An 18,046-nucleotide genomic window follows, 5' to 3' on the forward strand; every position below is an offset into this window, starting at 1 on the left:
ACGTGCCGGGCTTCCGGCGGGGACCGGTCAGCGAGGCCGTGCTCGCAGCGGGCGAACAGCGGGGGCATGCGCGGGGCATACGATTGACGGCATGACTGCGATCCGCTTCACGAAGGCTCAGGCGACTGGGAACGACTTCGTGCTCGTGTCCGACCCGGACGGCGCGTCGCCCCTCAGCACGGGGCAGATCGCGGCGCTCTGTGACCGCCATTTCGGCGTCGGAGCCGACGGGCTGATCCGGGCCGTCCGATCGTCGCACCACCCGGAGGGACCCTCGACGCTCGCCGAGGAGCCGGCCGCCGAGTGGTTCATGGACTACTACAACGCCGACGGATCGATCGCAGAGATGTGCGGCAACGGCGTGCGTGCGTTCGTGCGCTTCCTCCTTGAGAGCGGCCTCGCCGACCTCGAGCCGGGGGATACGCTGCCGATCGGCACCCGAGCCGGCGTGAAAGACGTGCAGCGCACCGGTACGGGCGGGTTCCAGGTCGACATGGGCCGGTGGCGCCTCAGCGGCGGCGAACCGCTCGTGGGAGCCGACGGTCTGGAGGTGCCGCGCCCTGGACTCGGGATCGATGTGGGGAACCCGCACGTGGTTGTGGCCCTGTCGTCGCGCGAGGAGCTCGATGAGCTGAATCTCGTGCCTGAGCCCCGCGTAGCCCCTGTCCCGCCCAACGGCGCCAACGTCGAGTTCATCGTGCCGGCCGATCCTCTCGTCAAGGACGGCGTTGGCCGCGTGCACATGCGCGTACACGAGCGCGGCTCCGGCGAGACGCTTTCGTGCGGCACCGGAGCTGTCGCGGCCGCGCTCGCGGTGCGCTATTGGGCCGGAGTCGACGCGCCCAACCATTGGAGCGTGCAGGTGCCTGGCGGCCTCGTGCAGGTGCGGATGTTCGCGACGGAGGAAGGCGAGCACGTCGCGCTCGCGGGCCCGGCCGAGCTCGTCTTCGACGGGGCGATCGCGCTGCCGGAGGCGTAGCAGCACTAGCGGGTCAATGTTCGCCGGGTGTATGGGCGACTCCCACTAGACATCGTATCGTTCGACGGAAGCCCGGATCTGATCCGCAAACTGATAAATCTCGTCGAGAGTATCGATCGGGTGTCTAGTCTCAGTCTTCTGGTCATCAAAGATTCCGATATACTTTTGTGTCCGATTAAAGTGCAATCGGGCAATCGGTTTACGATTGTTGTCATCCAGGAGAACTGCAAAGTATGATTTCTGATCGCGATGCACGATTCGTTCTGGTTTAACGGTGGCACACGCAATCGCTTTGACGACGTGATAGCCTTCGAGCTCGATCTCCGTAGTCTCGATGGCTCCATGTTTGAGATCCATGTCGGCCACCGCCTGACTTTCGTTTGTGATCTCCTCGTCTTCGTTCGGTGGCACTCGGTAGTCGCTCGATCCTAGGGCGACTTTAAGGCGGTCGTTCACTTGATCGGTCAAGAATTGACTCGCCGCTTTCGCCACAAGGGGGGTGAACTGGTCCCGCACTCGCTGGGTGAAAGACCCGTCAACCAGTGGACTAGCAAGGATACGAACCCACTCATCCGACGGGTCCTTGAACTGCGCGGCAATACCGCGCTTGATTTCTCCCAAGTACTTAAGTTCCTCGGCCGCGCTGATGACCGAGTCGAGATCAAAGTCCTCCTTTGTGAGCTTGCAAAGTTCCGGAATAATGACGTCGTCCACCTCGCCCAAATCTAGGATGAGATATGGGCGTGAGTCCATTCGATTTGGCGCGTCGAGGTCTGTGTAGAAGTGATAGAGAATTCCGTTCGTAAGGATTGCAATCCTTGCGTTCGTGACAGAGAAGTACCGGTAAAGCTGCGATGAGTGCTCGATCTTCAGGTCGGAAGTCGATGGCTTGCACTCGATGAGAATCTGCACTTCACCCTCGCGCATGACTGCATAGTCAATCTTCTCACCCTTCTTCACCCCGACATCCGCTGTGAACTCGGGCACAACTTCCAGCGGGTTGAAGACGTCGTACCCGAGGATCGTAGATATGAAGGGCATGACAAAAGCGTTCTTCGTGGCTTCTTCTGTTTGAATGGCACCGTGTTGGTCGACAACCTTGTGCGCCAGCGCATACAAGCGTTCAGTGAAATCCATCTCGAGACTCCTTCGGGGGGGGGGGGGGGGGGGGGGGCGGCGGCGGGGGGGGGGGGTACTCCGCGGAATCTACCGGAAACGGGCCACGTCGGAAAAGACTCAATCGTCGCGATTCACGTCGATCTCACCGATTGCCGGCCGAGCTCGTCTTCGACGGGGCGATCGCGCTACCGGAGGCGTAGCCGCGAAGCATCGCGCAAGGACGATGCGCAGACCCCGGCGGGATGTGCGGCACGCCTACGGCGCGGCCTACGGCGTCTCGCCCGGGGCCGGGACCGGCTCGAACGCGCCATCGGCGTCGGCGGGATCGAGGTCATAGCAGAATATGAACCCGGCGAACCCGATGCGCAGGTACAGCAGCTGATCGAGGGAGTCGTCCGGAATTGCGAAGACGTCCGTCACGGTCGCCAAGACGGCATCGCACGCGTGATCTTCTGCGACCTCGGGTCGCGTGTACGAGATGGACATCTCGCCACCCCGGTCCCCACTCATCGAGGTGGGCTCGCTCGCCGGGCACTCGTGGTTGGAGCGGATGACGGCGAAGGATCGGCCGGGCTACCCAATAGATCGTCGGGACGCCCGACTCGTCTGGCGTCTCGGTGGGTCCGGCACGCCGGAGTCCGACGTGGTGTGGTCGACGTGCCCGATGGCGAGGCTCTGTCCGCTGAGATTTCCGGGTTCGCCAACCGGGATCGTCGCACCCGGGGCCGCGTACATCGTCGTCTGCGGGGAGGGGGACGCTTCCGCGCCGGGCGCGCACCCCGCGAGGGCGGCAACGGCCAGCAGGGCGAGCCCGAGGATCGGCGTACGGCGATCGGCAAGGGCCATGCCGGCATCGAACCGGCGCCGTTCTAGTCGCGCCGGTGTGCGCTGCATGCTCACATTGGGCGCGCGACCCTCAGGATGCGGAAGTTCTTCGCACTGTCGTAACGCGAGACATCCAACCCCGGGCTTTCGCCCGAGTGGTCGAACTCGTCGGCAAGCCATCGCTGCAGCGAGTCCGCTCCAAGGTGCTTTTGCACGACGAGGTAGGCCTCGCCGCCGGGCGCGAGTCGCGGGAGCCACGTACGCATCAGCCCGTGGAGCACCGGTTTTCCAACGCGGATGGGCGGGTTCGACCAGATCACGTTGAACGTGACATCGGTCGGCACAGCATCGGGCAGCGAAGCGCGGATTCCCGTGGCGCCCGTTCGCGCCGCGTTCGCGGTCGCGAGGTCGAGCGCGCGCTCATTGACGTCGACCGCCCACACGTCGAGCCCGGGCGACTCGAGCGCCAAGGCGAGCGCGATCGGCCCCCACCCACACCCGAGGTCGAGCGCGGCACCCTCCGGCGGGGGCGCGGGGGCGAGGTCGAGCAGCACCCGGGTGCCCTGGTCCAGTCGTTCGGAGCTGAAGGTCCCGGGAGCCGTTTCAACCTCGACGCGATGGCCGCGCAGCGACACGTCAATGCGGCGCCGCTCGTCGGGACTGGCGGGTATCGCCGAGAAATAGTGCTCGCTTGTCACGCAGACCGACGCTAGCAGCGGAGCTCGGCCAGACGACCGCCTCACGCGACGGGCGCGCCTGAGGACGGTCGAGGCGGTGAGCGACCAGGTCGTGCGCGGTGCCCACCGTTCGCCCTGCGCGATGCTTGTCAAAAAGGTCTCGGAATGTCAAGGATGCGCGCGTAGACTCGCCCGAACATGACGATTCCCCGTACCCGTACCGATTCACCGGCGCTGCCGGACGACGAGCAGCGGAGCTCACACGCGGCCGACGACAGCCCGGCAGAGCGCGAAGCCTCCGCGCCGGGCAACGCTGCGCTCGACGCGGTTGATCGCGTGCTCGCGCGCGCCGACGGCACCCGTGCCGCCACGACCGTCTTCGGGTCTGCTCAGGCCCTGCAGAACGAGGCCACGGCCGACGGCAATGACATCGATGGCGAACAGCTCGATCGTGAGGAGCGCCGTTCGCTCCAGCGCGTCGACGGTCTTTCGACGGAGCTTGACGATGTCACCGAGGTCGAATACCGACAGCTCCGCCTCGAAAAGGTCGTGCTCATCGGCGTCTTCGCCGCCGGCACCCTCGACGACGCCGAGAACTCGCTGCACGAACTCGCCGCGCTCGCCGAAACCGCCGGTGCGCGGGTGCTCGACGGCGTGCTGCAGCGCCGACCGTACCCAGACCCGGCCACGTATCTCGGCCGCGGCAAGGTGCAGGAGCTCGCCGAGATCGTGACGAGCCGCAATGCGGACACGGTCATCGCCGACACCGAACTCGCCCCGTCACAGCGTCGCGCGCTGGAAGACGCGGTCAAGGTCAAGGTCATCGACCGCACTGCCGTGATTCTCGACATCTTCAGCCAGCACGCCAAAAGCCGTGAAGGCAAGGCGCAGGTCGAGCTCGCCCAGCTCGAGTACTTGCTTCCCCGCCTCCGCGGTTGGGGTGAGTCGATGTCCCGACAGGCCGGTGGACAGGTGGGTGGCGCCGGATCCGGCATGGGCTCCCGCGGCCCCGGTGAGACGAAGATCGAGCTTGATCGCCGGCGCATCCACTCGCGCATGGCCAAGCTGCGCCGCGAGATCGCGGCGATGAAGACCGGGCGCGACACGAAGCGCGCCTCGCGCGAACGCAACGCCGTGCCCTCGGTCGCGATCGCCGGTTACACCAACGCCGGCAAGTCGAGTCTGCTCAATCGCGTTACCCGCGCGGGCGTCTTGGTCGAGAACCAGCTGTTCGCGACCCTTGACGCGACCGTGCGGCGCACGGAGACCGATGACGGCCGCCCGTATACGCTCGCCGACACGGTCGGCTTCGTGCGCAACCTGCCGCACCAGCTCGTTGAGGCGTTCCGTTCAACCCTCGAAGAGGTCGCATCCTCCGACGTCATCGTGCACGTCGTGGACGCCTCGCACCCCGACCCCGTCGCTCAGCTCGCGACGGTTCGTGAGGTCATCGGGGACGTCGACGGGCGCGACATTCCAGAGATCATCGCCTTCAACAAGGCCGATCTCGTAGACGAGAGTAAGAAGCTCGAGTTGCGCGGTCTCGAGCCCGACGCGGTGTTCGTGTCGGCCCGGACCGGCGAAGGCGTCGACGATCTGCTTGAACGCATCGCCTACAGCATCCCGATGCCCGAGTTCGAGCTCGACCTCGTGATCCCGTACTCGCGCGGCGACCTCGTGTCGTATCTTCACGATCGCGGCGCCGTGCTGGCGATTTCGCACGGCGAGGAGGCCTCTCGCGTTCGCGCGCGCCTGCACGCCGACCAGGTTGGGCTCTTCGAAGGATGCATCGAGCATCCGGAGTCCGTGCCCGGCCTCATGGCATCGGAGCCGTTCGTGCGGAATCGCCCGGACGCCCGGGCGGCGGGCTAGGACTGAGGTCGCCCCGTCCGCGGGGCACCACGCCGCTTACCCTGCCCGGCGCTGAACTGGGACGGCCTCGGGTGGCGTTGGGCTCGACTCGAGCGACATGCGGGGCCGGAGCTTCGTCGGCCGCGACGGCCCTGTTCCGTTCGTGACGCGCCGGGGCGTCAGACCGTTCGCAGCACCGCGACGACTTTGCCGAGCACCTCGGAGGTGTCCGCGAGGATGGGCTCGAAGTTGCTGTTGCGCGGCATAAGCCACGTGTGGCCGTCTCGGTGGCGGAACGTCTTCACCGTGGCCTCCCCGTCGAGCATGGCGGCGACGATGTCGCCGTTCTCGGCGGTGCGCTGCTGGCGCACCACCACCCAGTCGCCGTCACAGATCGCCGCGTCGATCATGGATTCTCCGACGACCCGCAGCAAGAAGAGGTCGCCGTGCCCGACCACCTGGCGGGGAAGCGCGAAGACGTCCTCGACCTGCTCCTCGGCGGTGATGGGGATACCCGCGGCGATGCGGCCGACAACCGGTACGTAGCTGGCGACCGCCGTCGGCGTCGGCTCACCCGACTCGAGGCCCGGCACATCGACGAGTACCTCGAGCGAGCGCGACGTACCCGGGTTGCGCCGGATCGCACCGAGCTTCTCGAGCTGGTTGAGCTGATAGGTCACGCTCGACAGGGAGGCGAGGCCGACCGCATCGCCGATCTCTCGCATCGTCGGCGGGTACCCGCGCTGCGCCGAGGAGGTCGCGATGAAGGCGACGATCTCTTGCTGCTTGCTGCTGAGCCCGCGCTCAACCTGCTTCGAGCCGTTGCTCCGTCGCGCCATTGAGGCCTCCTGGTCCGTGCGCCGCTCCCGATGTCGGAGGGTGCTGATCCACTGTCCGTGTCAGGCCGAGTGTACGCACGGAATCGCGGCAAGGGGGTGACACCCCGCCGTGTCCCGTCGAAATGTTCGACGGAACCTCGCGGGTCGATTCCCGGCGACGTGGGACTTGACGAAGCAATATTCGGTAACTATGTTCGATAGCAGGTGTTCGAGGTCGGATCTCCCGGCCGAGATTCCGCCTCGAACACCACGTACGTATGAAGGAGTCCCGATGTCGATCAGCAGCGTTTCGCTCATCCCCGCGCCGACGACCTCCGCGTCAGCCGGTACAGCGCCAGTCAAGCCGGCGTCCGCCACGGCAGGATTGCGGCTGACCGCTCGTGGGCGTCGGCTTTTCGGTGGGCTCGCGATCCTCGCGGTGGCGCTCGGATTCGGCGCACTCGCAGCGCCGCCCGCCATCGCCGCCGTCTCCAACGTGTCCGCGGCCGCGGAGCTCGAGCAGGTCACCGTCGGGGCGGGCGAGACCCTGTGGGAGATCGCTGAAGGGGCGGCCACAACGCGCGATGTGCGCGATGTGCTGGCCGACATCAAGCGCATCAACGGCCTCGAGGGGGCGCACGTCGAGCCGGGGCAGGTGTTGATGCTCCCCCCCGATCGCTAAGAGCGTTCCAACGATGCCGTGGCGACGCGGCAGCGGTCCTACGATGGTTCGGTGACGACGCTCGATGACCTTCCGATTCGCGAGGACCTCCGGGGCCTCAGCCCTTACGGTGCCCCGCAGCAGCCCGTCAGGGTGACGATCAATGTGAACGAGAACCCGTATGAGGTTCCAGTCGGGGTGCAGCATCACCTCCAAGAAGCGATCGCGCGTGAATTGGCCGGTCTGAACCGATACCCCGACCGAGAGTTCACGGGCCTTCGCGAGAAGCTCGCCGTCTATCTGACGCGTGAACTCGAGGCCGCGTCCGATTCGGCGGGGGGCGTCCGCGTCGTCGGGCCCGACCAGGTCTGGGCGGCGAACGGCTCCAACGAGATCATGCAGCAGTTGCTGCAGGCGTTCGCCGGTCCAGGGCGACGCGTGCTCTCGTTCAGCCCGAGCTATTCGATGTATCCGCTGCTCGCTCGCGGGGTCGGGGCCGAGTTCGTGACCGCAAACCGCACCGACGCCTTTGAGGTGACCCCGGCGCTCGCGACGGATGCCATCCGGCGCGAGCGACCGACCGTCACGGTGCTGTGCACACCGAACAACCCGACCGGCACGGGGCTGCCGCTCGAGACCATCACCGCGGCCTATGACGCGGTCGTCGAGACCGATGGCATCCTCATCATCGATGAGGCCTACGCCGAGTTCCGGCACGCGGGGCAGCCGAGTGCGCTGGAGCTCCTTGGCGGGCGCGATCGCCTTGTCGTGTCGCGCACGATGAGCAAGGCGTTCGCCTTCGCGGGGGCGCGGGTCGGCTATCTCGCCGCGACTCCCGCGCTCATCGATGCCGTCCGCCTCGTGCGGTTGCCCTACCACCTCTCGGCGCTGACCCAGGCGGCCGCGTCGGCCGCGCTCGACTGCACGGACATCATGCTCGCCCAGGTCGACGTGATTCGACAGCAGCGGGACCGACTCGTTCTTGCTTTCGAAGAGGCCGGTTTCCGCCCGTACCCCTCCGAGGCCAACTTCGTGCTTGTCGCCGGCGTCGACGACCCGCAGGCACTGTTCGAGCACTGTCTCGAGCGCGACATCCTGATCCGCGACGTCGGCATCCCCGGCACCATCCGCGTATCCGCGGGCACCCCCGTCGAGACGACCGAGTTCCTCAGTGCCCTGGCCGAGTACCCGGGCACGCCGCGTCCGGCAGCCCTCCTGTCCGCCATCAATGCCCCAGAGAACGCCTAGGGTGGATCGCATGAGCACAGCCCCTCGCGTCGCAACCGTCGAGCGCGCCACGAGCGAGTCGAAGGTGAGCCTGCGCATCGACCTCGACGGCACGGGTGCTGGTGACATCCAGACGACCGTGCCGTTCTTCGACCACATGCTCACCGCCTTCGCAAAGCACTCGTTGAGCGACCTCACGGTGCGGGCGTCGGGTGACACCGAGATCGACGTGCACCACACCGTCGAAGACACCGCGATCGTGCTGGGGCAGTCGATCCGCGAAGCACTCGGCGACAAGTCGGGGATCTCCCGATTCGGCGACGCTCTCGTGCCGCTCGACGAGGCGCTCGTCCGTGCCGTCGTCGACATCTCCGGCCGCCCGTTCCTCGTCCACACGGGCGAGTCGGAGGCGTTCACGCACCACCTCATCGGCGGCCACTTCACCGGCAGCATGGTCCGGCACGTCTTCGAGGCCATCACCTTCCACGCCGGCCTCACCGTGCACGTCGATGTGCTGCGGGGGCGCGACCCCCACCACATCGCCGAGGCGGAGTTCAAGGCCTTCGCGCGCGCCTTCCGTGCCGCGAAGCGCCTCGATCCCGAGGTCGAGGGCGTGCCGTCGACGAAGGGGGCGTTGTGACCGACCCTCTAGCCGGGAGCACCACGCCGCAGGCGACCGCTGCGCGAACGGCCGATGGAACGCGGCCGTGGGTCGTGGTCGTCGATTACGGATCGGGCAATGTGCACTCGGCCGTGAAGGCGCTGGAGGCTGCGGGCGCGCGGGTCGAACTGACCGGTGACCGCGACAAGGCGCTGGCCGCCGACGGCCTCGTCGTGCCCGGCGTCGGTTCGTTCAGCCACGTCATGGCGGCGGTGAACGAGCACGGGATCGGTAGCATCATCGACCTCCGCCTCGCTGGTGGACGGCCCGTGCTCGGCATCTGCGTCGGCATGCAGGTGCTCTTCGACCGTGGCGTCGAGGGCGGGGTCGATTCCGAAGGCCTCGGCGAGTGGCCGGGCGAGGTGACCGAGCTGCAGTCGACCGTGCTGCCGCACATGGGCTGGAACACCGTCGATGCGCCCGAAGACTCGGTCCTGTTCCGCGGCATCCGCGACGAGCGGTTCTACTTCGTGCACTCCTACGCAGCACACTCCGTCGACCTCGAGCCCCACGCCAAGGCGCGGCCCGTGCACGTGACGCGTGCCACCCACGGCGAGACCTTTGTCGCGGCCGTCGAGAACGGGCCCCTGTGCGCAACCCAGTTCCACCCAGAGAAGTCCGGCAACGCCGGCATCGCGCTGCTGCGCAACTGGATCAGCACGCTCTGACATGCCCCGACGGGGTCGTCGAGCGGAGCATCCGCCATGCGGCGACCCACGTCACGACCGGACCACCATGACAAGGAACACCCAGTGAGCGAGTTCAACACCTCGACGTCCCTCGTGCTTTTTCCTGCGATCGATCTCGTCAACGGCAAGGCCGTCCGGCTCGTTCAGGGCGAGGCCGACTCCGCTACCAGCTACGGCGATCCGGTCGAGGCCGCGGAGGCGTTCGCCGAGCAAGGGGCGACGTGGCTGCACCTCGTCGATCTCGACGCCGCGTTCGGCCGCGGCAACAATGCCCACACGATCCGTCGCATCGTTCGCGCGGTCGGCCAACGGGTCAAGATCGAAATGTCGGGAGGCGTCCGCGATGACAAATCCCTCGGGCGCGTCATCGACGCCGGCGCCAAGCGCGTCAATCTGGGCACGGCCGCACTCGAGAACCCCGAGTGGGCGGCCAACGTCATCGCCCGCTACGGCTCGCTCATCGCCGTGGGACTCGATGTGCGCGGCACCACGCTCGCCGCCCGCGGCTGGACGGAAGAGGGCGGCGACCTCTGGGAGGTGCTCCACCGCCTTGAGGCCGCGTCGTGCGCCCGCTACGTGGTCACGGACGTCACGAAAGACGGCACGCTGAAGGGCCCTAACCTCGAGCTGCTGACCGCGGTCTGCAAGCGCACCGACCGGCCCGTCATCGCTTCCGGCGGCGTTTCCTCGCTCGACGACATCGCGGCACTCCGCGAACTCGCGCCACTCGGGCTCGAGGGCGCCATCATCGGCAAGGCCCTGTACGCGGGCGAGTTCACGCTCGCGCAGGCGCTCGACGTGGCGGGGGCGTAGCGGGCATCGTGGCGCAGCGGCCCGAGCACTTCCGTCCGTCGCACGGCGACTCGGCGGGTCAGCCCTGGGCGGGCCGCAGCTTTGACGCGAATCCATTCGCCGACGACGACGGCATGACCCCGCCCGCCGTCGCGGCGGCGATGGCCCGGTTCCGGGCGGGGGAGGACGGCGAGCCCGATGTGGTCGAAGCGCTTCGCGAAAGCCGAGTGCTCATCCCGCTGATCGCTGAGCTGGGTGAGACGGGTCAGAATGCCGAGGGTGTGACCGTCGACAAGTCGGCCGACCTCTCCATTGTCACGGTGGCCGGGCCGGACGGACGAACGGTGCTCCCCGTGTTCACGTCTATGGATGCCATGAAGGCGTGGAATGCGAAGGCGCGGCCGGTGCCGACGGACTTCCGCGCGGCAGCGGTCGCGGCAGTCGATGAGCGCACCGACCTCGTGATCGTCGATCCGGGCAGCGAGGGCGAGTTCGGCATGCGACGCCCGGCGGTGTGGGCCGTCGCCAAGGGGAGCGAATGGGCGCCCGCCCTCACCAACACGGCAGTCGCGAAGGCACTTGCGGAAGGCATCTCCCGAGAGCCGCACGTGCGTCGCATTGAGATCGCCCCGGGGTGCGCGCCTGGACGACTCGAGGGTGCCGAGCTTCGCGTTTCGCTCGTATTCGAGACCGGATGCTCGCAAGATGTCGTGCGCGCGGCGGTCGGCCGCGTGAACGAGCGGTGGTCGGCGTCCCCCGAAGTGATCGAGCTCGTCGACTCGCTCGCGGTTGTGCTCGCGAGTGAAAAGGTCGACGACCGGGCGGGCGATGGTGTCGGCAACAGGACGGGCGCGCCCTCGTCCGAGGGAACGCAGGGGCGGCCGAGCGGGATGCGCGCGTGGTTCAGCCGACGCCGTAAGGGCTGATTCGCCGAGACTCGGCACTCGCGCGAATTGAAAACACCGGCGGCTTCATCCGAGCGCGCTCGGGGCGATCGACACGTCTCGTCCGAGCTGCCGGAGTGCTGCTGGCGTCACGCTTCTGACACGAAGCGGCGGGCGCGAGGACAGGCGACGCCCGTCCCGGTCCTAGCCGAAAACCGGTCCCGTGAGGTCTTCGCCAGGACCCTTGCCGATGGGGTCGGGGTGCGTGGACGCTTCACGGAACGCGAGTTGCACGGCCTTCAGTCCGTCCCGCAGCGGACGCGCGTGATGGTCGCCCAGGTAAGGGAGCGACGCCGTGAGCAGTCCTGCAAGGGCACTGATGAGCTTGCGGGCCTCGTCGAGGTCCTTCTCGTCGTCGCCGAGTTCGTCTCCGAGCCCGCATTTCACGGCCGCCGCGCTCATGAGGTGCACCGACATCGTCGAGATCAGCTCAACGGCCGGCACGTCACCGATGTCGCGGAGCGCTGCTTCGACGACGTTCTCTGGAAGATCGGCGCCCGGTACGTTGTCGGTGGGCTCGGGATTCGTCACGGCACTCCTGGGGATCGCAATCTCGTGCTAAACTTTCGGGCGGTGTCTGTCCTGCGGACACCGGAGACAAAGAGGATTCGTCCCACCCGCGCTAGCCGCTCCAGGTTACCGGGTTCCGCAGCTCCCCTTTCGCCGGGAGTGCCGCGAGGCACAGTGCCGCAAGGCGCAGTGTTGAGGGCACAGTGCCGCAAGGCACGTGGCGCCGACCTCGATGAGGTCGGTACGAAGGAGTCGGGCCGGTGTCGCGCATCGCGGTGCGCCCCGGACCGTTCGGGCAAACGGCGTCGCGTGCTCGCGGCGGGTGTGATGTCGACTCGTTTCCACCCCGCCGGAATTTTTAGGAGCACTCATCAGCGAACCACGCATCAACGACCGGATCCGCTCTACCGACGTACGACTTGTCGGGCCCAGCGGTGAGCAGGTCGGCGTCGTCAAGGTCGAGGTTGCCCTCCGTCTTGCACAGGAGGCCGAGCTCGATCTCGTCGAGGTTGCCCCCAACTCGAAGCCGCCCGTGGCCAAGATCATGGACTACGGCAAGTACAAGTACGAGACCGAGCAGAAGGCCAAGGAAGCACGCCGCAATCAGGCGAACACCGTCCTCAAAGAGGTGCGCTTCCGTCTGAAGATCGACAGCCACGACTACGAGACCAAGCTGAAGCGTGCCATCGGGTTCCTGGAGTCGGGCGACAAGGTCAAGGCGATGATCCAGTTCCGCGGCCGCGAGCAGTCGCGTCCCGAACTGGGCGTGCGGTTGCTGCAGAAATTTTCGGAAGACGTCCAGGACTACGGCACCGTCGAGTCGAACCCCACGATCGACGGTCGCAACATGGTCATGATCGTCGGCCCCTACAAGACCAAGTCGGATGTGAAGGCCGAAGCGTCGGCACGTCGGACCGAGGCGAAGACCGCGGCACGTGCCGCAAAGCACACGCCGAGTCCGTCGGACAGCGAGACCTCGGCGCGCGCAGACGCCGAATAGACCACGATCACCAAGGAGAAACGAATGCCGAAGCAGAAGACCCATTCGGGGACGAAGAAGCGCTTCAAGGTAACTGGTAGCGGCAAGCTCATGAAGCAGCAGGCCGGCATGCGACACAACCTCGAGGTGAAGGCGCCCGGCCGCAAGGCTCGCCTGAACCAGGACCAGACGATCGCGAAGGCCGACGTCAAGGCCGTCAAGAAGCTGCTCGGCCGCTAAGCGCACGAGTCTCAACGTTCAAGGAGTAACACCTCATGGCACGTGTCAAGCGTTCCGTCAACGCAAAGAAAAAGCGCCGCGTCATTCTCGAGCGCGCATCCGGTTACCGCGGCCAGCGGTCGCGGCTGTACCGCAAGGCCAAAGAGCAGGTCACGCACTCGCTCGTCTACAGCTACCGTGACCGCCGCGCGAAGAAGGGCGAGTTCCGTCGCCTCTGGATCCAGCGCATCAACGCCGGCGCCCGCGCCAACGGACTGACCTATAACCGCTTCATCCAGGGGCTCAGCCTCGCGGGTGTCGAGGTCGACCGCCGCATCCTCGCGGAGCTCGCCGTCAACGAGCCCGAGACGTTCGCGGCCCTCGTCGAGCAGGCCAAGGGCGCGCTGCCCGAGGACACCTCGGCACCCAAGGCTGCTGCGTAGGCTGCCCTCGCGCCGCCGCGCTCACTCGTGAGCGCGCGGTGCAACACCGTCGTCGGGGCGGTCGGAAGCCCGCTGCTTCCGACCGCCCCGACGTCGTTTCTCCGCGACGAACGCGGGTATGCCACCCACCGAGTCGACCCGAAAGGCACGCCATGATCGAGAGCCCCCGCAACGCGCGCGTGCGCGAAGTACGCCGATTGCAGCAGAAGGCCGAGCGCACCTCGAGCGGACTCTTTCTGCTCGAAGGCCCGCAAGCCGTCCGAGAGGCGCTCGAGTGCCGGCCGGAACTGGTCACCGACCTCTTCGTGACGCCGACGGCGCTCGAGCGGCACACCGACCTCGGCGACCTCGCATTCCGGCACGAGCTCGAGCTGCAGTTCGCGACGGAAGAGGCGATCGATGCGATGGCGGACACGCGCACCCCCCAGGGCGTCATCGCGGTGTGCCGCCAGTTCCCGGCCTCGATCCGAACCCTCTTCGGCCAGTCGTCGCAGGCCGAGGGCGGCGACGACCGTGATGGCGAGCCCGGGCCAAAGCTCGTAGCGATCCTCGAGGAGGTGCGCGACCCGGGGAACGCCGGCACGATCATCCGCGCCGCCGACGCGGCCGGTGCCGACGCCGTCATCCTCACTGGGCGCACCGTCGACCTCTACAACCCCAAGGTCGTGCGCGCCACGACCGGCTCGCTCTTCCACCTGCCCATCGCCGTCGACATCGAGTTGGATGCCGTGCTCGCGCGAGTGCGTGAGGCTGGTATGCAGGTGATCGCGGCCGACGTGAAGGGGGATGCGATCACCGAGCTCTCTCAGGACGAACTCGCCCGTCCGACCGCGTGGGTCTTCGGCAACGAGGCACGCGGCCTGAGCGACGACAATGTCGCGCTCGCCGACCGCTCCGTGCGCGTGCCGATCTACGGGCTCGCTGAGTCGATGAATCTCTCGACGGCCGCGTCGGTCGTGCTGTACGCCTCTGCCTTCGCGCAGCGCGCGGGGGAGTAGCACGGCATCCCGCTACAACGCGGCGACTCCGGTTACGTGTTCGCCGTTCCGCCGGCCGGGCCGCCGCCGCGACCACCACGATCGGAGTTGCCGGTGGCATCCGGATCGCCGGCATCCGGCTTGCCGGCATCACCGTCGCCGCTGATCCCGCCGCTGCCACTGCCACTGCCACCGCCACTGCCACCGCCACCGCCGGCGTCACCGCCTCCACGGCTGGCAACACTGCCGCCAACACCGGCAGTCGCGCCGACGCCGGCGCGATCTCCGCCGGGCACGTCTGCCTGCTGCGTGCCGATGAGCTCGGTGGTCGTTGCGCCGTCGACGTTCGCCTGCGCTGCCGTCGCGCCGCCCGCGATCCGCGACGATGTCGACACACGCCGCTGCACCACAACTGCGAGCCACGACAGCAGCACGCAAACGAGGATGTAGATGGCGCCCACGACGATCGTTACGGGGATGATGGGACGGCCGAGCTCGTTCTGCGTGCCGAGCAGGCGCGCGAAGTACAACAGTTCGTTGTACGTGATGATGAAGCCGAGCGCCGTGTCCTTCAGCGTCACGACGAGCTGCGCGATGATGACGGGCAGCATCGCCCGCACGGCCTGCGGCATCAGGACAGACATGAGCACGCCCGACTTGCGCAGGCCGATCGCATAGCCGGCCTCGCGCTGGCCCCGCGGGAGCGCCTGCACGCCGCTGCGGAACACCTCGGCGAGCACCGAGCCGTTGTACGCGATGAGTCCGATGACGACCGCGAAGAACGGCTCCATCCGCACTCCCAGATACGGCAAGCCGTAGTACAGCAGCATCATCATGATGAGCACGGGCACCGCCCGGAGGACCTCGACGATCCACGTGGCCGGCCAGCGAATCCAGGCGTGGTCGCTGAGCCGCGCCACGGCGAGGAGAAACCCGAGCAGGACCGCCCCGAAGCCGGCGACCAGGAACGCGCTGAGCGTCGCCCACAGCGCCCGCAGGATCTGCGTCCAGATAGTGGCATAGGCGAACGCCGACCACTTCTGCGCATCGAACTGGCCCGTCACCGCCAGCCGGTAGACGACGAAGCCGAGTAGCGCGATGACCACGATGATCGTGACGACGCTGAAGACGGCGTTGCGCGCCCTCGCGGTGGGGCCCGGGACGTCGTAGAGAACGGACGAGCTCATCGTGCGACCTTCCAGTGTCGTTCGAGGGCGTTCTGCGCCCACGAGAGCAGCATGACGAGCGCAACGAAGACGACGGCGACCCAGATGAGCACCACCATGGCGTTCTCACCCCGCTCGGACATGTAGGCGCGGATCGAGCCCAGGTTCATCACCGAGAAGCCCGCCGCGATCGTCGTGTTCTTCAGCAGCGCGATGAGCACGCTCATCATCGGGGGCACGACGGACCTGGCCGCCTGCGGCAGGACGATGAGCGTCATGACCTGCTCGAACGGCAGGCCGATCGCACGGGCGGCCTCGGCCTGTCCCACCGGCACGGTGTTGATGCCGGAGCGCAGCACCTCAGCGACGTACGTGGCCGTGTAGAGCCCGAGGGCGCAGATGCCGAGCATGAGGTAGTCGGTCTGCCCGAGGGGAAGAATGACCGGCACCGCAAACGCGAAGATGAAGAAGACGAGCGTCAGAGGCGTGTTGCGCACGAGCTCCACGTAGGCCGTGGCCACGGCGCGCGCGATCGGAATCGGCGAGACGCGCATGGCGCCGACGATGAAGCCGAGGACGAGCGCGATGAGGGCTCCGCCGAAGAAGAGGATGAGGGTGCCGGCGATGGCCTGCCCCCAGAGGTCGAGGTTGTTCGTGATGGCGTCGAACACGCTCGCCGTCCTTTCCGTGATGGGTGGGCGGAAGGAGCGGGCGGAGGGGCGCCGTGTTCCCCCTCCGCCCGCACACCGCTAGTACCGGTCGACCTGCGGCTGCTCGCCTGCGACGCCGGTGGCGCCGAGGTTGTGGTCGTAGATCTCCTGCCAGGTCTCGCCGCCGTTCTCGAGCGTGTCGTTGATGAACGTGCGCAGGGCGTCGTCGCCCAGCGGCAGGCCGATGCCGTAGTTCTCCTCCGTAAAGGGCTCCCCGACGACCTTGAGGTCTTCAGGCTGCTCGGCCGCGTAGCCGAGCAGGATCGCCTCGTCGGTCGTGACGACGTCGACCTGGTTGTTCGTGAGCGCCTCGACGCACTGCGAATACGTGTCGAACTCCGTGACGGGAACCTCGGGGTAGTTGTCGCGGATGTTCTGGATCGGGGTCGATCCGGTCGCCGAGCACACGTTCGTGTCGGCGCCCAGGTCGGCCTCGCTCGCGATGTCGGAGTCGGCGCGGACGAGCAGGCCCTGGCCGGTCACGTAGTACGGACCCGCGAAGTCGATCTGCGTCTTGCGCTCGTCGGTGATCGAGTAGGTGCCGACGTAGTAGTCGATGTCGCCGTTGACGAGTGCCTGCTCGCGGTTCGCCGAGGGGATGGCCTGGAACTCGATCTGGTCCTCGCTGAACCCGAGCGACGCCGCGATCCAGCGCGCGATGTCGACGTCGAACCCGCTGCGCTCGCCCGTCGTGGCGTCCAGGTAGCCGAGGCCGGGCTGGTCCTCCTTGACGCCGACACGGATGGTGCCACTCTGACTGGCCGCGTCGTACGTGGGCGACCCTTCGAGTGCGACGTCGCTCGCCACCTCGAACTCGAGCGGCTCATGGGCGCCCGGTGCGCCTTCGGCACAGCCGGTAAGCACGAGGAGGGCGGCGAACCCGGCCCCCATCAATGCGGTGATCTTGCGCTTGCGCATGTCTTCTCCTTTTCCCATGTGGATGTGGCTGTCGAGAAACCTTGCGGCTACGAGGTGATGAGCTTCGAGAGGAAGTCCTTTGCCCGGTCCGTCTTCGGGGTTGTGAAGAACTCCTCGGGCGACGCATCCTCGAGGATCTCTCCGTCGGACATGAAGACGACCCGATCGGCGGCCTTTCGGGCGAAGCCCATCTCATGCGTCACGACGATCATGGTCATCCCGTCTTTCGCGAGTCCCACCATGACGTCGAGCACCTCATTGATCATCTCGGGGTCGAGCGCCGAGGTGGGCTCATCGAAGAGCATGACCTTCGGCCTCATGGCAAGCGCCCGCGCGATGGCGACGCGCTGTTGCTGGCCGCCGGAGAGCTGCGCCGGGTACTTGGCGGCCTGGTGGCCGACACCCACTCGGTCGAGAAGCGCTTTCGCCTCTTCCTCGGCCTTCGCCTTGGAGAGCTTGCGCACCTTGATGGGGCCGAGGGTCACGTTCTCGAGGATGGTCTTGTGCGCGAAGAGATTGAACGACTGGAACACCATGCCCACGTCGGCCCGGAGCGCCGCGAGCTCGCGGCCCTCGCTCGGCAATACCTTGCCGTCGATCGAGATCACCCCGGAGGTGATCGTCTCGAGCCGGTTGATCGCGCGGCAGAGCGTCGATTTGCCCGACCCGGAGGGCCCGATCACCACGACGACCTCACCTCGTCCGACGGTGAGATTGATGTGCTTCAGTGCATGAAAGTCGCCGTAGTGCTTTTCAACATTCTCGATGACGACGAGCGGCTCGCGCTGGCTTCCCATGGCGAGCATTCGACCATATGCGCAGCCAATTCGGAGGTCGGCGGCACGATTCGAGACCCAGTTGTCACCTGCGCGACATGAAGA

The 18,046-nt window shown here is 67.0% G+C and carries 21 protein-coding genes; 12 read left to right on the forward strand and 9 right to left on the reverse strand.

The genetic code is table 11. The features are described 5' to 3' along the window. Positions 1 to 91: 91 nt before the first annotated feature. Positions 92 to 979: a diaminopimelate epimerase gene (gene dapF, locus F8O04_RS14495; protein WP_158030093.1), complete on the forward strand. Its 888-nt coding sequence runs from the start codon at positions 92 to 94 to the stop codon at positions 977 to 979. Positions 980 to 1,024: 45 nt separating this feature from the next. On the opposite strand, the gene F8O04_RS14500 is transcribed toward dapF, so the two are convergent. From F8O04_RS14500 to F8O04_RS14510, 3 genes are all read right to left on the reverse strand, one after another. Continuing rightward, positions 1,025 to 2,116, reverse strand: coding sequence for a type I restriction endonuclease (locus tag F8O04_RS14500; RefSeq protein ID WP_158030094.1), 1,092 nt, complete (start codon positions 2,114 to 2,116; stop codon positions 1,025 to 1,027). 249 nt (positions 2,117 to 2,365) lie between these two features. After that, on the reverse strand, positions 2,366 to 2,584 hold the full coding sequence (locus F8O04_RS14505) for a hypothetical protein (RefSeq protein ID WP_158030095.1): 219 nt from the start codon (positions 2,582 to 2,584) through the stop codon (positions 2,366 to 2,368). A 410-nt stretch (positions 2,585 to 2,994) separates the two neighbouring features. Then, on the reverse strand, positions 2,995 to 3,621 hold the full coding sequence (locus F8O04_RS14510) for a class I SAM-dependent methyltransferase (RefSeq protein WP_158030096.1): 627 nt from the start codon (positions 3,619 to 3,621) through the stop codon (positions 2,995 to 2,997). 177 nt (positions 3,622 to 3,798) lie between these two features. Here F8O04_RS14510 and hflX point away from each other — a divergent pair, with 177 nt between their 5' ends. Beyond that, complete coding sequence (gene hflX, locus F8O04_RS14515; protein ID WP_158030097.1) at positions 3,799 to 5,472, forward strand: GTPase HflX; 1,674 nt, start codon at positions 3,799 to 3,801, stop codon at positions 5,470 to 5,472. A 158-nt stretch (positions 5,473 to 5,630) separates the two neighbouring features. Here hflX and lexA read toward each other — a convergent pair whose 3' ends face one another. After that, positions 5,631 to 6,290: a transcriptional repressor LexA gene (gene lexA, locus F8O04_RS14520; RefSeq protein WP_158030098.1), complete on the reverse strand. Its 660-nt coding sequence runs from the start codon at positions 6,288 to 6,290 to the stop codon at positions 5,631 to 5,633. 271 nt (positions 6,291 to 6,561) lie between these two features. Between lexA and F8O04_RS14525 the strand changes: the two genes are divergently transcribed. The 6 genes from F8O04_RS14525 to F8O04_RS14550 all read left to right on the forward strand — a co-directional run bounded on the left by F8O04_RS14525 (position 6,562) and on the right by F8O04_RS14550 (position 11,225). Continuing rightward, complete coding sequence (locus tag F8O04_RS14525) at positions 6,562 to 6,951, forward strand: LysM peptidoglycan-binding domain-containing protein (protein WP_188726486.1); 390 nt, start codon at positions 6,562 to 6,564, stop codon at positions 6,949 to 6,951. 51 nt (positions 6,952 to 7,002) lie between these two features. Beyond that, positions 7,003 to 8,178, forward strand: a complete 1,176-nt coding sequence (locus F8O04_RS14530; RefSeq protein WP_158030100.1) for a histidinol-phosphate transaminase — start codon at positions 7,003 to 7,005, stop codon at positions 8,176 to 8,178. Between the two features lie 10 nt (positions 8,179 to 8,188). Further along, complete coding sequence (gene hisB, locus F8O04_RS14535; protein ID WP_158030101.1) at positions 8,189 to 8,797, forward strand: imidazoleglycerol-phosphate dehydratase HisB; 609 nt, start codon at positions 8,189 to 8,191, stop codon at positions 8,795 to 8,797. After that, positions 8,794 to 9,486, forward strand: coding sequence for an imidazole glycerol phosphate synthase subunit HisH (hisH, locus tag F8O04_RS14540; RefSeq protein ID WP_158030102.1), 693 nt, complete (start codon positions 8,794 to 8,796; stop codon positions 9,484 to 9,486). Before hisB ends, hisH begins: the two co-directional genes overlap by 4 nt. A gap of 84 nt (positions 9,487 to 9,570) precedes the next feature. Continuing rightward, entirely contained in the window at positions 9,571 to 10,320 is a 750-nt protein-coding gene (gene priA, locus F8O04_RS14545) for a bifunctional 1-(5-phosphoribosyl)-5-((5-phosphoribosylamino)methylideneamino)imidazole-4-carboxamide isomerase/phosphoribosylanthranilate isomerase PriA (protein ID WP_158030103.1), read from the forward strand. An 8-nt stretch (positions 10,321 to 10,328) separates the two neighbouring features. Beyond that, the gene (locus F8O04_RS14550; protein ID WP_225735108.1) at positions 10,329 to 11,225 is read left to right on the forward strand and encodes an SseB family protein; all 897 of its coding nucleotides are present in this window, start codon (positions 10,329 to 10,331) and stop codon (positions 11,223 to 11,225) included. Positions 11,226 to 11,387: 162 nt separating this feature from the next. On the opposite strand, the gene F8O04_RS14555 is transcribed toward F8O04_RS14550, so the two are convergent. After that, entirely contained in the window at positions 11,388 to 11,774 is a 387-nt protein-coding gene (locus F8O04_RS14555; RefSeq protein WP_158030104.1) for a DUF1844 domain-containing protein, read from the reverse strand. Positions 11,775 to 12,123: 349 nt separating this feature from the next. Between F8O04_RS14555 and infC the strand changes: the two genes are divergently transcribed. From infC to F8O04_RS14575, 4 genes are all read left to right on the forward strand, one after another. Then, on the forward strand, positions 12,124 to 12,753 hold the full coding sequence (gene infC, locus F8O04_RS14560; RefSeq protein ID WP_158030105.1) for a translation initiation factor IF-3: 630 nt from the start codon (positions 12,124 to 12,126) through the stop codon (positions 12,751 to 12,753). A gap of 24 nt (positions 12,754 to 12,777) precedes the next feature. Continuing rightward, positions 12,778 to 12,972, forward strand: a complete 195-nt coding sequence (rpmI, locus tag F8O04_RS14565) for a 50S ribosomal protein L35 (protein WP_158030106.1) — start codon at positions 12,778 to 12,780, stop codon at positions 12,970 to 12,972. Positions 12,973 to 13,007: 35 nt separating this feature from the next. Beyond that, positions 13,008 to 13,394 (forward strand): 50S ribosomal protein L20, encoded by a 387-nt coding sequence (gene rplT, locus F8O04_RS14570; protein WP_158030107.1) that lies wholly within the window; start codon positions 13,008 to 13,010, stop codon positions 13,392 to 13,394. A gap of 152 nt (positions 13,395 to 13,546) precedes the next feature. Beyond that, positions 13,547 to 14,392, forward strand: coding sequence for a TrmH family RNA methyltransferase (locus F8O04_RS14575; protein ID WP_158030108.1), 846 nt, complete (start codon positions 13,547 to 13,549; stop codon positions 14,390 to 14,392). Positions 14,393 to 14,424: 32 nt separating this feature from the next. Here the strand turns inward: F8O04_RS14575 and F8O04_RS14580 are convergent, their stop codons facing one another. The 4 genes from F8O04_RS14580 to F8O04_RS14595 all read right to left on the reverse strand — a co-directional run bounded on the left by F8O04_RS14580 (position 14,425) and on the right by F8O04_RS14595 (position 17,962). Continuing rightward, positions 14,425 to 15,558 (reverse strand): amino acid ABC transporter permease, encoded by a 1,134-nt coding sequence (locus tag F8O04_RS14580; protein ID WP_188726485.1) that lies wholly within the window; start codon positions 15,556 to 15,558, stop codon positions 14,425 to 14,427. After that, positions 15,555 to 16,208 (reverse strand): amino acid ABC transporter permease, encoded by a 654-nt coding sequence (locus tag F8O04_RS14585; RefSeq protein ID WP_158030109.1) that lies wholly within the window; start codon positions 16,206 to 16,208, stop codon positions 15,555 to 15,557. The genes F8O04_RS14580 and F8O04_RS14585 overlap by 4 nt, the downstream gene beginning before the upstream one ends. Before the next feature lie 78 nt (positions 16,209 to 16,286). Next, a complete protein-coding gene (locus F8O04_RS14590; protein WP_158030110.1) occupies positions 16,287 to 17,165 on the reverse strand; it encodes a glutamate ABC transporter substrate-binding protein in 879 nt (292 codons plus the stop codon). 47 nt (positions 17,166 to 17,212) lie between these two features. Then, a complete protein-coding gene (locus F8O04_RS14595; RefSeq protein ID WP_158030111.1) occupies positions 17,213 to 17,962 on the reverse strand; it encodes an amino acid ABC transporter ATP-binding protein in 750 nt (249 codons plus the stop codon). Positions 17,963 to 18,046 lie beyond the last annotated feature (84 nt).

Source organism: Pseudoclavibacter endophyticus (assembly GCF_008831085.1).
Classification (GTDB): Bacteria; Actinomycetota; Actinomycetes; order Actinomycetales; family Microbacteriaceae; genus Pseudoclavibacter; species Pseudoclavibacter endophyticus.